Source organism: Burkholderia sp. PAMC 26561 (genome assembly GCF_001557535.2).
Taxonomy (GTDB): Bacteria; Pseudomonadota; Gammaproteobacteria; order Burkholderiales; family Burkholderiaceae; genus Caballeronia.
This window is the reverse complement of sequence record NZ_CP014306.1, coordinates 855,353-869,451: the sequence shown is the minus strand read 5'-3', so window position 1 is coordinate 869,451 and position 14,099 is coordinate 855,353. Positions and strand designations below refer to the sequence as shown.

Genomic DNA, 14,099 nt, shown 5'->3' with positions numbered 1-14,099 from the left:
AATCGGAAAAAACTTCATATGTTTTGATCAGTCGAAAGGGACCGTCACGTCGCTGCAAGCGCACAGGCCCTATAATTCGGCCTCTTGCGTAAAAGGATTGTCAGCCCCTGTGTCAGCTTCTCCCGAGACTTTGCTAGAGCTTCGCGATGTCGATTTCGGCTACGGCGACCGGCTCATCCTGTCGAAACTCAACATGCGCTTCAAGCGCGGTCAGGTCGTGGCCGTCATGGGCGGCTCCGGCTGTGGCAAGACGACCGTGCTGCGCCTGATCGGCGGACTTGTGAAGGCGCAAAAAGGCCAAGTGCTTTTCGGCGGCAAGGACGTCGGCGCGCAGACGCGCGACGGCCTCTACGAACTGCGCCGGAAAATGGGCATGCTGTTCCAGTTCGGCGCGCTCTTCACCGACCAGACTGTTTTCGACAACGTCGCGTTCCCGTTACGGGAACACACCGATCTTCCCGAGGAACTGCTGCGTGACCTCGTGCTGATGAAGCTCAATGCGGTCGGGCTGCGCGGTGCGCGGGATCTGTCGCCATCGGAGATATCGGGCGGTATGGCGCGCCGCGTAGCGCTTGCCCGCGCGATCGCGCTCGATCCCGAACTGATGATGTACGACGAACCGTTCGCCGGCCTCGATCCCATCTCGCTCGGCATTACGGCCAACCTCATCCGCACGTTGAACAGCGCGCTGGGCGCCACGTCCATTCTCGTCACGCACGATGTGCCGGAGTCGTTCGCCATTGCCGATTACGTGTATTTCATCGCGAACGGCGGCATTCTGGCGGAAGGCACGCCGGCGGAATTGCGGGCGTCGCAGGAACCCTCGGTGCGGCAATTCATCGACGGCGCGCCCGACGGTCCCTTCAAATTTCACTATCCAAGCACGACGCCGCTCGCGGCGGACTTTGGTATCGGAGCAAAGGCATGATCAGCGCCATCGGACGCTCGGTGCTCGGCAGCTTCGGCACGATCGGATACGCGACGCGCATGTTCCTGCGCCTGGTCGTCGAATTCTTTCCGTTGCTGCGCCGCCCGCGCCTTGTCACGAAACAGATCCACTTCGTCGGCAATTATTCGCTGCTGATTATCGGCGTGTCGGGCTTGTTCGTCGGCTTCGTGCTGGGTTTGCAGGGCTATCTAACCCTCAACCGGTACGGCTCCGAGCAAGCACTTGGGCTGCTGGTGGCGCTGTCGCTCGTGCGTGAACTCGGTCCCGTGGTCACGGCCCTGTTGTTTGCCGGCCGCGCGGGAACGTCGCTGACGGCGGAAATCGGCCTGATGAAGGCGGGTGAGCAACTCACCGCCATGGAAATGATGGCCGTCGATCCGCTCAAGGTGGTCGTGGCGCCGCGTTTCTGGGCCGGGATCATCGCCATGCCGGTACTGGCGGCTATTTTCAGCGCGGTCGGCATTTTCGGCGGATATGTAGTGGGCGTGCTGATGATCGGCGTGGATTCCGGTGCGTTCTGGTCGCAGATGCAGGGCGGCGTGGATGTCTGGAGCGACGTCGGCAACGGCGTGATCAAGAGCATTGTGTTCGGCTTTGCGGTCACGTTCATCGCGCTGTTCCAGGGCTACGAAGCGCAGCCCACGCCGGAAGGCGTATCGCGCGCGACCACAAAAACGGTTGTGTACGGGTCTCTTGCCGTGCTCGGACTGGACTTTTTGCTGACCGCGCTGATGTTCAACTGACGTATCGGCCTGCGGCCCGACTACCGGGTCGCAGACGTTGTGAAGGGCACAGACCTTCACGCAAAAAACTGCGACAAGATTCTTTGGGAAGACGATGAAAAAGACTGCTGCTCTCGACTTTTGGGTCGGCCTCTTCGTGGTGCTGGGTTTCGTGGCGCTGTTATTCCTTGCACTGAAGGCCGGCAATATGAACGCAATGTCGTTTCAGCCGACCTATCCGGTCAAGCTGAAGTTCGACAACATTGGCGGATTGAAGCCGCGTGCGCCGGTGAAAAGCGCGGGCGTGACGGTGGGCCGTGTTGCGAATATCGGCTTCGACCAGAATACGTATCAGGCGCAGGTCACGATCGATATCGACAAGCAGTATCAGTTTCCTAAGGATTCGTCGGCGAAGATCCTGACGTCGGGCTTGCTCGGCGAACAGTACATCGGGCTCGAGCCAGGCGGCGACGACCAGATGCTCAAGAGCGGCGATACGATTTCGATGACGCAATCGGCCGTGGTTCTCGAGAACCTGATCGGGCAGTTCCTGTACAACAAGGCGGCGGATTCGGGCGCATCCAAGCCGGCATCGCCTGGCGCTGGAGCGCCAGCCGCTGCAACGCCCGCGGCTCCGGCGTTCCCGGGCGCGGCTAGCGCAATGGGCGCAAGCGCTGCAGGTCAATGATCCGGACTTATTGATCCGGCAAAATTCAGGCAGCCGAAGGCAGGCATATTTCGCAGTACAAGCCAGCCTTCGGGTCAGCGACAATAAGGAGAAGAACAAAATGCAGGCAATGCGCGTAAAGAACGCGGCCGTGGTGCTCGCGGTGGCGGTGCTTGCCGGGTGCGCGACTGTGACCACGCCCACGAAGGGCGATCCGTTCGAAAGCTATAACCGGACGATGTTCACGATCAACGACAAGATCGACCAGGTCGCGCTCAAGCCGATTGCGAAGGGTTATGTGTTCATCACGCCGCAGCCGGTGCGCGACAGCGTGACGAACTTCTTCGGCAATATCGGCGATATCTACACGGCCGCGAACAATCTCGTGCAGTTGCGGATTGCGGACGGCGTGTCGGACATCATGCGCGTGGTGATGAACTCGATCTTCGGCGTGGCGGGTCTCTTCGACGTGGCGAGCGTCGCGGGCTTGCCCAAGCACAATCAGGATTTCGGCTTGACGCTTGGCCACTATGGCGTGCCGTCGGGTCCTTACGTCGTGTTGCCGCTGCTCGGACCGAGCACGGTGCGGGATACGGCCGGTACGGTGGTCGACTATTTCGGCAACGTGACGAGTTATGTCGATCCGACCTGGTTCCGCACGACGCTGTTTGGTGTGGAACTGGTGAACACGCGTGCGAACCTGCTCGGCGCAAGCGACGTACTGGCTGACGCCGCGCTCGACAAATACTCGTTCGTCCGCAATGCGTACCTTCAGCGCCGTCAGTATCTGCTCGGCAATCAGGACAACACGGCCGTGCCGGATTACGGCGACACAGGCAACGAGCCACTACCGAAATATGACGACGTAAATGCGCCGGCAGGCGCGGGAGCTGCTTCAGGGGTATTGGCGTCGCCGCCGGCAGGATCGGCATCGGCGCCGCAAGCGGCTTCTGGCGCAGCGGGTGCAAGCGCACCGGGCGCAACCGGTGTTCCGGCTGATCGCATGGTGCCGCCGCGCATTCCGTCGTTCCCGTCGTTCAGGCTGCGTTGAGCAAAGTGTGGAAAAAGCGCAAAACACCGCGCGCCAGTAATATATCGAAAGCGTTTTGACGGCTGGTAATAGTGCGGTGATGAACTCGTAGTGCACGCCGCGCTCAAACCCAGGCCACTTTTTTTGCAGAGTCTTTAATGAAAAAACTATTCTTGCTCCCCCTGTTTGCCGTGCTGATGGCTTTTTGCACGGGCGCGTTCGCTCAAGCCGACGATATGTCGACGCCAGACGGACTCGTCAAGACGGTGACCTCCCAGGTTCTCGATCAAATCAAGGCCGACAAGCAGATCCAGTCGGGCAACATCACGCGCATCACGCAGCTGGTGAATGAAAAGATCCTGCCATACACGGACTTCACCCGGACCACGCGTCTGGTGATGGGCCGCAACTGGAACACGGCGACGCCGGAACAGCAAAAGCAGATCGTCGAGCAGTTCAAGATGCTGCTGATCCGCACGTATGCGGGCGCGTTGGCGCAGGTTCGCGACCAGCAAGTCCAGTACAAGCCGTTCCGCGCTGATCCGAGCGACACAGACGTGGTCGTTCGCTCGGTCGTGCTGAACAACGGTTCGCCGATCCAGCTCGACTACCGCCTGTACAAGACGCCGCAGGGCTGGAAGGTGTACGACATCAACGTGCTCGGTGCGTGGCTGATCCAGGCTTACCAGCAGCAGTTCAACGAGCAGATCCAGCAGCATGGCGTGTCCGGCCTGCTGCAGTTCCTGACCCAGCGTAACCAGCAACTCGCGAACGGCAAGGCATCGTGAGTCGCTTCGAAACCGCCGCGACCCTCACGCACGACAGCGCAAAGAGCGCGCTCGATGCGGGTTTGTCGCGGATCGCAGCGGGCGCAACCGAAGTGGATTGCGCGCCGCTCAAGCAATTCGATTCGTCGGCGCTCGCCGTCCTGATCGCGTGGCAGCGTGCTGCCACTGCGCGCGGTGCGGCATTTGCCGTCGTCAATCTCCCCTCCGGGCTTGCCAGTCTCGCGCAAGTCTATGGCGTCGATACGCTTCTCACCTTCCGACATTGATCCTGTCTGCCTGAACCCATGGCGTGTTTTCGTCGCGTTCTGACGCAGACGAGACCCGCCAGACAGGGTTGTCACGGACACGCTTGCGGCAGCTCCCAGCCGCAGATGGCCTATAATCAACCGTTTTTTCGGCCTGACTTCCGCCTTTCGTCGTAATGAAGGCCGGTTCTGGTTCCGATCCGCACACCTAGAGGCGCAGCCCCCAACACGCGCGCGCACTGTCAATGTCAGCCATAGAAATACGCAACGTCAAAAAGCGCTACAAAGAGCTGCAAGCGCTCAAAGGCGTGAATCTCGTCGTCGAAGAGGGCGAGTTTTTCGGTCTGCTCGGCCCGAACGGCGCGGGTAAAACTACCCTGATCAGCATTCTCGCGGGCCTCGCGCGCGCGGATAGCGGCACGATCTCCGTACGCGGCCACGACGTGGTCACGGATTTCCGCGATGCACGCCGTTCGCTCGGCGTGGTGCCGCAGGAACTCGTCTTCGATCCGTTTTTCACCGTCCGCGAATCGCTGCGCATCCAGTCGGGCTACTTCGGTCTGCGTAAAAACGATGACTGGATCGACGAAATCATGGCGAATCTCGATCTCACCGAGAAAGCCGATGTCAACACGCGTGCACTGTCCGGCGGCATGAAACGCCGTGTGCTGGTCGCGCAGGCGCTGGTGCACAAACCGCCGGTGATCGTGCTCGACGAACCGACCGCGGGTGTCGATGTCGAGTTGCGCCAGACGCTCTGGAAATTCATCTCGCGCCTGAATCGCGAGGGTCACACCATCGTGTTGACGACGCACTATCTGGAAGAAGCCGAGGCCTTGTGCGACCGGCTCGCAATGCTGCGTCGCGGCGAGGTGGTCGCGCTCGAACGAACCAGCACGCTGTTGCAGCGCTTCGCCGGCATGCAGCTTTCGCTGAGATTCTCGCAGGGCGTGTTGCCCGTCGAGCTGCGCACGCTGGAAGTCGATCCGCGGGCGACCTCGGGCACGAATCATTTGCTGCGACTTTCAAGCTACGACGACGTCGAGCCGATCCTCGCGAAATGCCGAGCGGCCGGCTGCACGTTCGATGAAATCGATGTCCGCAAGGCAGATCTGGAAGACGTATTCGTGCAAGTGATGAACGGGCCGGAAGTGGTCGAGGGCTTGTCATGAGCGGCTTTCGCACCCTGTTCTACAAGGAAATCCTGCGTTTCTACAAGGTCGCGTTCCAGACCGTGCTCGCGCCGGTGATCACGGCCTTGTTGTACCTGATGATCTTCGGCCACGCGCTGACGAGTCATGTCGAGGTTTATCCCGGTGTGGCCTACACGAGTTTTCTCGTGCCTGGCCTCGTGATGATGAGCGTGCTGCAGAACGCGTTCGCAAACAGTTCTTCGTCGCTGATTCAGTCGAAGATCACGGGTAATCTGGTGTTCGTCCTGCTGCCGCCGCTCTCGCACTGGGAAATGTTCTTCGCGTACGTGCTGGCGTCCGTTGTGCGCGGATTGGCGGTTGGATTCGGCGTCTTTATCGTGACGGTGTGGTTCATTCCAATGAGCTTCTCCGCGCCGCTCTACATTCTCGCGTTCGCCATCCTCGGCTCGGCGATTCTCGGCACGCTCGGGTTGATCGCCGGCGTCTGGGCAGACAAGTTCGACCAGCTCGCCGCGTTCCAGAACTTCCTGATCATGCCGCTGACGTTCCTGTCGGGCGTGTTTTACTCCACGCATACGCTGCCGCCCATCTGGCGCGAAGTGTCGCGGCTCAATCCGTTTTTCTACATGATCGACGGTTTCCGCTACGGCTTTTTCGGCATGTCCGACGTCAGTCCGCTCGCGAGCCTTGGCATTGTCGGCGGGTTTTTTATCGTGCTGGCTGTGGTTGCCATGCGCCTCCTGGCAAGCGGCTACAAGCTGCGCCACTAGGCTCACTCATCAGGCTCACTCGCAGGCTCATTTAATCGATTCGCTCAATTTTCAGGAGACACCCATGTTGCCAACTCCCGAGCAAGTGAAGGACTACATCGCTGGCGGCTTGTCTTGCCAGCACGTCGAAGTCGAAGGCGACGGCCAGCATTTCTTTGCGACCATCGTGAGCGATGCGTTCGAAGGCAAGCGGCCGATCGCGCGTCACCAACTCGTTTACGCGGCCCTTGGCGACCGCATGCGGGCGGAAATCCACGCGCTGAGCATGAAGACGCTGACGCCCGCCGAGTGGAAACCCGCCTGAGCGGTTCGCCGGCTCGCGCTGTAGCTGAGCATCACCTGTCAACCGATTAGCTGGAAATTTAGTGCGATTCACTCAAGACAACCGCGACGCCGACCACGGCGCCGCTGCAGGAAGCTCCGTAGAAGGAACGCCAGGCATGGACAAACTCGTGATTGTCGGGGGCTCGAAGCTCTCGGGCGAAATCGTTGTATCCGGTGCGAAGAACGCGGCATTGCCGATTCTCTGCGCCAGCTTGCTGACCGCAGACGACGTGCATCTGGAAAACGTGCCCAACCTGCAGGACGTGCGCACGATGCTCAAATTGCTCAACCAGATGGGCGTGCGTTCGGAGTCGGCGGATGGCCGCGTGTCGCTGAACGCAGCGAAGCTGGACAACCTCGTCGCGCCGTACGAAATGGTCAAGACCATGCGTGCGTCCATCCTCGTGCTCGGTCCGCTCGTCGCGCGCTTTGGTGAAGCGAAGGTGTCGTTGCCAGGCGGCTGCGCCATCGGCGCGCGCCCCGTCGATCAGCATATCAAGGGCCTCCAGGCGATGGGCGCCGAGATCACCATCGAGCATGGTTTTATCGAGGCGCGGGCGAAGCGCCTGAAAGGCGCGCGCATCGTCACCGACATGATCACGGTCACCGGCACGGAAAACCTGCTGATGGCGGCGGTTCTGGCGGAAGGCGAAACGGTGATCGAGAACGCGGCGCGCGAGCCGGAAGTCAGCGACCTTGCGAATCTGCTCGTCGCGATGGGCGCGAAGATCGATGGCATCGGCTCGGACCGGCTCGTCATTCAAGGCGTGGACAAGCTGCATGGCGCGCACCATTCAGTGGTGCCTGACCGCATTGAAGCCGGCACGTTTCTTTGCGCCGTTGCGGCGACCGGCGGCGACGTCACATTGCGTAACGTGAATCCTTCGCTGCTCGAAGCGGTGATCGAGAAGCTGCACGAAGCGGGTGTATCGGTGGAAGAGGGCGAGAACTGGATTCGCGTGCGCATGAACAAGCGTCCGAACGCGGTGAGTTTCCGGACATCGGAATATCCGGCGTTCCCGACCGACATGCAGGCCCAGTTCATGGCGCTCAATACCATGGCCAACGGCACGTCGCAAGCGGTCGAAACCATCTTCGAAAACCGCTTCATGCATGTGCAGGAACTGAACCGCCTGGGCGCGAGCATTACTGTCGATGGCAACACGGCGCTGGTTACCGGCGTCGAAAAGCTGTCGGGCGCGAAGGTGATGGCAACGGATCTGCGAGCATCGGCGAGTTTGGTGATCGCGGCCATGTGTGCGGAAGGCGAGACGCTGATCGACCGGATCTATCACCTCGATCGCGGCTACGACCGGATGGAAAGCAAGCTGACGGCCGTCGGTGCAAACGTGCGGCGCATCAAGGGCAACGGGGTGGAGCAATGAGTTCACTGCAGACTTCTGCATCGGTGCCGGCGGGGGCAATGCTGACGCTGGCTTTGTCGAAGGGACGGATCTTCGAAGAAACCTTGCCGCTGCTCGCAGCCGCCGGCGTTGAAGTGACCGAAGATCCGGAAACGTCGCGCAAGCTGATCTTGCCGACCACGAATCCGAATTTGCGGGTGATCATCGTGCGTGCAACCGATGTCCCCACTTACGTGGAATACGGCGCTGCGGATTTCGGCGTGGCGGGCAAGGACGTGCTGATCGAACACGGCGGCGGCGGGCTGTACCAGCCGGTCGACCTGAACATTGCGCGCTGCCGGATGTCGGTGGCGGTGAAGAACGGTTTCGACTACGAAACCGCCGTGCGGCAAGGTGCGCGGCTGCGCATTGCGACAAAATATGTTGAAGTGGCGCGAGAGCATTTCGCGTCGAAGGGCGTTCACGTCGACTTGATCAAGCTGTATGGATCGATGGAACTCGCGCCGCTGGTCGGACTGGCCGATGCTATTGTCGACCTGGTCAGCTCGGGCAACACGTTGCGCGCCAACGATCTTGTCGAAGTCGAAGAGATCATGGAAATATCGTCGCGTCTGGTCGTGAACCAGGCCGCGCTGAAGTTGAAGCGCGCTGCGTTGAAGCCTTATCTCGATGCGTTCGAACGCGCGTCGGCTAGTGTGTAGGCAAAGCGACGCAGGCCAAGGCAAACAAACGGATACCAGCATCATGTCTATCAAGATTCGCAAACTCGACTCCAGCGCCAACGGTTTTCACACGGCGCTGCACGCGGTGCTCGCGTTCGAGGCGAGCGAGGACGAAGCTATCGAGCGCTCTGTCGCGCAAATTCTCGCTGACGTAAAACAGCGCGGCGACGAAGCCGTGCTCGACTACACGAACAAGTTCGACCGGCTGAAGGCGGAAAGCGTGGCTTCGCTGGAATTGCCGCAGTCCGAACTCGAAGCGGCGCTCGAAGGGCTCGAGCCGAAACGCCGCGCGGCGCTCGAAGCAGCGGCGGCGCGCGTGCGCGGGTATCACGAGAAGCAGCGAATCGAGTGTGGCAGCCATAGCTGGCAATACACTGAAGCCGACGGCACCATGCTCGGCCAGAAAGTCACGCCGCTGGATCGCGCCGGAATCTACGTGCCGGGCGGCAAGGCGGCGTATCCGTCGTCCGTGCTGATGAATGCGATTCCTGCGCGGGTTGCCGGTGTGAAGGAAATCGTGATGGTCGTGCCCACGCCGGACGGCGTGAAGAATCCGCTGGTGCTGGCGGCGGCGTTGCTCGGTGGCGTGGATCGCGTGTTCACCATCGGCGGCGCGCAGGCAGTTGGCGCGCTCGCGTACGGCACGCAATCCATCCCGGCCGTCGATAAAATCTGCGGCCCCGGCAACGCGTACGTGGCCTCGGCGAAACGGCGCGTGTTCGGCACGGTCGGTATCGACATGATCGCGGGACCGTCGGAAATCCTGATCATCTGCGACGGAACCACCGACCCGCGCTGGGTCGCCATGGATCTCTTCTCGCAAGCCGAGCACGACGAACTCGCGCAATCCATCCTGCTGTGCCCGGACGCCGCGTTCATCCAGCGCGTGGAAGACGCAATCAACGAATTGCTGCCCACGTTGCCGCGTCGTGACGTGATCCGGCGCTCGCTGGAAGATCGCGGCGCGTTGATCAAGGTCGCCGACATGAACGAAGCGTGCGCGATCGCCAACGACATCGCGCCGGAACACCTGGAGATTTCAGCGCTCGATCCGCATCAATGGGGCGCGCTGATCCGTCACGCGGGCGCGATCTTCCTCGGCCGCTACACGAGCGAAAGTCTCGGCGATTACTGCGCGGGACCGAACCACGTTTTGCCGACATCGCGTACGGCGCGGTTCTCATCGCCGCTTGGCGTGTATGACTTCATCAAGCGTTCGAGCGTGATCGAAGTCAGCGCGGAAGGCGCGCAGACGCTCGGGGAAATCGCAGCGGAACTGGCCTACGGGGAGGGCCTGCAGGCGCATGCCCGCAGCGCTGAGTACCGGATGAAAAACACGGCGCAGTAACACTACACTTATAGGAGGCGGCTCAAAAGCCGCCCGGAAGTTTGCAGACCATGACACGACCACAAGACATTCTCCGCCCCGACGTCCTCGCGATGACGTGCTATCCCGTGCCGAATTCCACCGGCCTGGTGAAACTCGACGCGATGGAAAATCCGTATCGGCTGCCGGCAGAACTCGCGTCCAGACTAGGCGAACGGCTCGCCGATGTCGCGCTGAACCGCTATCCCGAGCCGCGCCCCACCGCGTTGATCGAGAAGATCAAGCGCGTGATGCAGGTTCCCGCCGCGTGCGAAGTCCTGCTCGGCAATGGTTCGGACGAACTGATCAGCATGATGTCGGTTGCGTGCGCGAAGCCCGGCGCCAAGGTGATCGCGCCCGTTCCGGGCTTCGTGATGTACGCAATCTCGGCAAAATTCGCGGGGCTGGACTTCGTCGGCGTGCCTTTGAATGACGACTTCACGCTTGATGCCGACACGCTCATCGCCGCTATCGAAGTGCACAATCCGGCGCTGGTGTATCTCGCGTACCCGAACAATCCCACCGGCACGCTTTACGACGACGCCGATATGGAACGCGTGATCGCGGCGGCATCGGGCAGTCTTGTCGTAATCGATGAAGCCTATCAGCCGTTCGCGCAGCAAAGCTGGCTGCCGCGCGCCGCCGAGTTCGACAACGTGGTGGTCATGCGCACGTTTTCGAAGCTCGGTCTGGCCGGCATCCGCCTCGGTTACCTGGCCGGCAAGGCGTCATGGATCACCGAGTTCGACAAGGTCCGCCCGCCGTACAACATCAACGTGCTGACGCAGGCGGCCGCGGATTTCATGCTGGATCACCTCGATGTGCTCGATGCCCAGGCCGCCGGACTTCGCCTCGAACGCACACGTCTGGAACAGGCCGTCGCAGCGCTCCCCGGCGCGACCGTTTATCCCAGCGCCGGCAACTTTCTGCTGGTTCGTGTTCCGGATGCCGCAGCCGTCTTCGAAACCCTGCTGACATCGCGGGTTTTGATCAAAAACGTGAGTAAAATGCATCCGTTATTGGCAAATTGCGTGCGTTTGACGGTTGGATCGGCGCAGGAGAACGCGCAAATGATCGCCGCTTTGAAACTCGCGCTGCACTGAATTCTCTTAAAAGTTCCGAAGGAAATACCATGCGCATTGCGGAAGTCGTTCGCAACACCAGCGAAACGCAGATCCGTGTGAAGCTCGATCTGGATGGCACCGGCAAACAAAAACTTGCGACCGGCGTGCCGTTTCTCGACCACATGCTGGACCAGATCGCGCGTCACGGCCTGATCGACCTCGACGTCGAAGCGCATGGCGACCTCCATATCGACGACCATCACACGGTCGAAGACACGGGCATCACGCTGGGCCAGGCGGTGGCGAAGGCAATCGGCGACCGCAAGGGCATTCGCCGGTACGGCCACTCGTACGTGCCGCTCGACGAAGCGTTGTCGCGTGTCGTGATCGACTTTTCGGGCCGTCCGGGCCTGGAATTCAACGTGCCGTTCACGCGCGCGCGCATTGGTACGTTCGACGTGGACCTGACCATCGAATTCTTCCGCGGCTTCGTGAATCACGCGGGCGTAACGCTTCACATCGACAATTTGCGTGGCATCAACGCGCACCATCAGGTGGAAACCGTCTTCAAGGCGTTCGGGCGCGCGCTGCGCATGGCCGTGGAACTGGACGAACGCGCGGCCGGGCAGATTCCATCTACCAAGGGCAGCCTCTAAAGCCGGATAAACGCCACGGTTTGCACCATGCAACGCCGTGACGGCCCGCGATGAACCTACTCAAATCGTTTATATCCCTGCTCGCGCTGATCAATCCGGTCGGCGCGATTCCGTTTTTCCTGAGCCTGACGACCGAAATGTCGCGCTCGGAAAAAGCGGGCACGATCCGGATCGCGTCCATTTCGGTGTTCTGCGTGATCGCGGTGACGGCATTGCTCGGACAGCAAATCATCGCGTTCTTCGGCATTTCCGTAGGATCGCTTGAAGTCGGCGGCGGGATCATCATGTTGCTGATGGCAATCAACATGTTGAACGCGCAGACTGGCAACGCGCGCTCCACGCCGGAAGAGCGGCACGAAGCCGAGATCAAGAACAGCATCGCGGTCGTGCCGCTGGCCATTCCTCTTCTGACGGGGCCGGGTTCGATCAGCACGGTAATCATCTATTCTGCAAGCGTGGCGCACTGGTACGACCGCATTGGTCTCGTCATGATTGGCGGCGTGCTGGCCGTGTTGTGCTACGGCGCGATGAGCCTGGCCGAGCCGATCGCAACCTGGGTCGGCCGAACGGGTATCAACATTGGTACGCGGCTGATGGGTCTGATGTTGTCGGCGCTGGCGGTCGAATTTATCGTCAATGGATTGAAGGCGTTGATCCCCTCCCTGAAATAGCGTTGTTTTAGTGACTTCGATGAAAACTTCGATAGCAATCGTGGATTACGGCATGGGCAACCTGCGCTCCGTGTACCAGGCGCTGCGCCATGCGGCGCCGGAAGCGGACGTGGCGATCGTCGAGCAGCCGGAAGCCATTCGTGCGGCCGACCGGATCGTGTTGCCGGGACAGGGCGCAATGCGCGACTGCATGGCGCATTTCAGCGCGTCGGGCTTGCAGGAAGCCGTCATGGAAGCCGCGCGGAACAAGCCGATGCTCGGCGTGTGCGTGGGCGAGCAAATGCTGTTCGACTGGAGCGAGGAAGGCGGCGCTGACGGCACGAATGGCCTGGGTCTCGTGCCGGGCAAGGTCGTGCGTTTCGATCTGGAAGGGCAATTGCAGGACGACGGTTCGCGCTTCAAGGTCCCGCAAATGGGCTGGAACCGTGTGCGTCAGGCGCAGCACCACCCGATCTGGGAAGGCGTGCCTGACGACTCGTTTTTCTATTTCGTGCACAGTTATTACGGTGTGCCGGACAACCCGGCGCACACGTCCGGCGAAACCCTGTACGGGGCGCCTTTCACGTCCGCGATTGCCCGCGACAACCTCTTCGCCACCCAATTCCATCCGGAGAAGAGCGCCGATGCCGGATTGCGCCTGTACCGTAACTTCGTTCACTGGAATCCGTGATGTCTGCGCGGCGTAATTCTGACGTTTTGGCTTATGCCGTTTGCAGCCGTGACGTGCGCATTACTTGTACTACACTAGCGAGACGGTAGGCGAAAAGCGGCGCTCCGCCCAGATTCGCAATCGTTCGATCAACCCTTTCCTTTAACGCTATTTCTATGTTGCTCATTCCGGCCATCGATCTAAAAGACGGTCAGTGCGTACGCCTCAAACAAGGCGATATGGACCAGGCGACCATTTTTTCCGAAGATCCGGCGGCAATGGCCCGGCTCTGGCTCGAGCGAGGCGCGCGGCGGCTGCATCTCGTCGACCTGAACGGCGCATTTGCCGGCAAGCCTAAAAACGAAGACGCCATCCGCGCGATCATCAAGGAAGTCGGCAGCGACATCCCGGTGCAGCTCGGCGGCGGGATTCGTGACCTGAATACCATCGAACGCTATCTGGACGATGGTCTGGAGTACGTGATCATCGGCACGGCGGCGGTCAAGAATCCAGGTTTCCTGCAAGACGCGTGTACTGCTTTTGCGGGCCATATCATCGTCGGTCTGGACGCGAAAGACGGCAAGGTCGCAACCGACGGCTGGAGCAAGCTGACCGGTCACGAAGTCATCGACCTCGGCCGCAAGTTCGAGGATTACGGCTGTGAAGCGATCATCTACACGGACATTGGCCGCGACGGCATGCTGCAGGGCATCAACATCGAAGCGACTGTGCGGCTCGCCCAAGCCGTCAAGATTCCGGTGATCGCAAGCGGCGGCCTGTCCAATATCGGCGATATCGACTCGTTATGCGAAGTCGAAGACGAAGGCATTGAAGGCGTAATCTGCGGCCGCGCGATTTACTCGGGCGACCTGGATTTCACCGCTGCGCAAGCACGCGCCGACAAACTGCGCGAAGCGGACGACGCCTGAAGCAGCATTGCTGCGCGGCGCTTCATTCA

At 60.8% G+C, this 14,099-nt stretch carries 17 protein-coding genes; all 17 read left to right on the top strand.

Going from position 1 to position 14,099, the window contains the following annotated elements:
* Positions 1 to 109 precede the first annotated feature (109 nt).
* The 17 genes from AXG89_RS04085 to hisA all read left to right on the top strand — a co-directional run bounded on the left by AXG89_RS04085 (position 110) and on the right by hisA (position 14,070).
* Complete coding sequence (locus AXG89_RS04085; RefSeq protein ID WP_062168109.1) at positions 110 to 928, top strand: ABC transporter ATP-binding protein; 819 nt, start codon at positions 110 to 112, stop codon at positions 926 to 928.
* Complete coding sequence (mlaE, locus tag AXG89_RS04080; protein ID WP_056355557.1) at positions 925 to 1,692, top strand: lipid asymmetry maintenance ABC transporter permease subunit MlaE; 768 nt, start codon at positions 925 to 927, stop codon at positions 1,690 to 1,692. Before AXG89_RS04085 ends, mlaE begins: the two co-directional genes overlap by 4 nt.
* 94 nt (positions 1,693 to 1,786) lie before the next feature.
* Positions 1,787 to 2,359 carry an outer membrane lipid asymmetry maintenance protein MlaD gene (mlaD, locus tag AXG89_RS04075; RefSeq protein ID WP_062000449.1) on the top strand — a complete coding sequence of 191 codons (573 nt, stop codon included), beginning with the start codon at positions 1,787 to 1,789 and terminating at the stop codon, positions 2,357 to 2,359.
* A 100-nt stretch (positions 2,360 to 2,459) separates the two neighbouring features.
* Positions 2,460 to 3,389 (top strand): MlaA family lipoprotein, encoded by a 930-nt coding sequence (locus tag AXG89_RS04070; RefSeq protein ID WP_062000448.1) that lies wholly within the window; start codon positions 2,460 to 2,462, stop codon positions 3,387 to 3,389.
* Between the two features lie 137 nt (positions 3,390 to 3,526).
* Complete coding sequence (locus AXG89_RS04065) at positions 3,527 to 4,156, top strand: MlaC/ttg2D family ABC transporter substrate-binding protein (RefSeq protein ID WP_062000447.1); 630 nt, start codon at positions 3,527 to 3,529, stop codon at positions 4,154 to 4,156.
* Complete coding sequence (locus tag AXG89_RS04060; RefSeq protein WP_172811952.1) at positions 4,153 to 4,422, top strand: STAS domain-containing protein; 270 nt, start codon at positions 4,153 to 4,155, stop codon at positions 4,420 to 4,422. Before AXG89_RS04065 ends, AXG89_RS04060 begins: the two co-directional genes overlap by 4 nt.
* Before the next feature lie 224 nt (positions 4,423 to 4,646).
* Positions 4,647 to 5,573, top strand: a complete 927-nt coding sequence (locus AXG89_RS04055; protein ID WP_062000445.1) for an ABC transporter ATP-binding protein — start codon at positions 4,647 to 4,649, stop codon at positions 5,571 to 5,573.
* Complete coding sequence (locus AXG89_RS04050; RefSeq protein WP_062000444.1) at positions 5,570 to 6,325, top strand: ABC transporter permease; 756 nt, start codon at positions 5,570 to 5,572, stop codon at positions 6,323 to 6,325. The genes AXG89_RS04055 and AXG89_RS04050 overlap by 4 nt, the downstream gene beginning before the upstream one ends.
* Before the next feature lie 64 nt (positions 6,326 to 6,389).
* Positions 6,390 to 6,629 carry a BolA family protein gene (locus AXG89_RS04045; protein ID WP_062000443.1) on the top strand — a complete coding sequence of 80 codons (240 nt, stop codon included), beginning with the start codon at positions 6,390 to 6,392 and terminating at the stop codon, positions 6,627 to 6,629.
* Positions 6,630 to 6,765: 136 nt separating this feature from the next.
* Entirely contained in the window at positions 6,766 to 8,034 is a 1,269-nt protein-coding gene (gene murA / locus AXG89_RS04040) for a UDP-N-acetylglucosamine 1-carboxyvinyltransferase (RefSeq protein ID WP_062168107.1), read from the top strand.
* Positions 8,031 to 8,714 carry an ATP phosphoribosyltransferase gene (gene hisG / locus AXG89_RS04035; RefSeq protein ID WP_062000442.1) on the top strand — a complete coding sequence of 228 codons (684 nt, stop codon included), beginning with the start codon at positions 8,031 to 8,033 and terminating at the stop codon, positions 8,712 to 8,714. The genes murA and hisG overlap by 4 nt, the downstream gene beginning before the upstream one ends.
* 43 nt (positions 8,715 to 8,757) lie before the next feature.
* On the top strand, positions 8,758 to 10,083 hold the full coding sequence (gene hisD / locus AXG89_RS04030) for a histidinol dehydrogenase (RefSeq protein ID WP_062168105.1): 1,326 nt from the start codon (positions 8,758 to 8,760) through the stop codon (positions 10,081 to 10,083).
* A gap of 50 nt (positions 10,084 to 10,133) precedes the next feature.
* On the top strand, positions 10,134 to 11,204 hold the full coding sequence (gene hisC, locus AXG89_RS04025; RefSeq protein ID WP_062000441.1) for a histidinol-phosphate transaminase: 1,071 nt from the start codon (positions 10,134 to 10,136) through the stop codon (positions 11,202 to 11,204).
* Between the two features lie 29 nt (positions 11,205 to 11,233).
* Complete coding sequence (hisB, locus tag AXG89_RS04020) at positions 11,234 to 11,821, top strand: imidazoleglycerol-phosphate dehydratase HisB (RefSeq protein ID WP_056355581.1); 588 nt, start codon at positions 11,234 to 11,236, stop codon at positions 11,819 to 11,821.
* Positions 11,822 to 11,871: 50 nt separating this feature from the next.
* Positions 11,872 to 12,492: a MarC family protein gene (locus tag AXG89_RS04015; RefSeq protein WP_062000440.1), complete on the top strand. Its 621-nt coding sequence runs from the start codon at positions 11,872 to 11,874 to the stop codon at positions 12,490 to 12,492.
* A 19-nt stretch (positions 12,493 to 12,511) separates the two neighbouring features.
* Positions 12,512 to 13,162: an imidazole glycerol phosphate synthase subunit HisH gene (gene hisH / locus AXG89_RS04010; protein ID WP_062168103.1), complete on the top strand. Its 651-nt coding sequence runs from the start codon at positions 12,512 to 12,514 to the stop codon at positions 13,160 to 13,162.
* A 155-nt stretch (positions 13,163 to 13,317) separates the two neighbouring features.
* Complete coding sequence (hisA, locus tag AXG89_RS04005; protein ID WP_062000438.1) at positions 13,318 to 14,070, top strand: 1-(5-phosphoribosyl)-5-[(5-phosphoribosylamino)methylideneamino]imidazole-4-carboxamide isomerase; 753 nt, start codon at positions 13,318 to 13,320, stop codon at positions 14,068 to 14,070.
* The last annotated feature ends 29 nt before the right edge of the window (positions 14,071 to 14,099 follow it).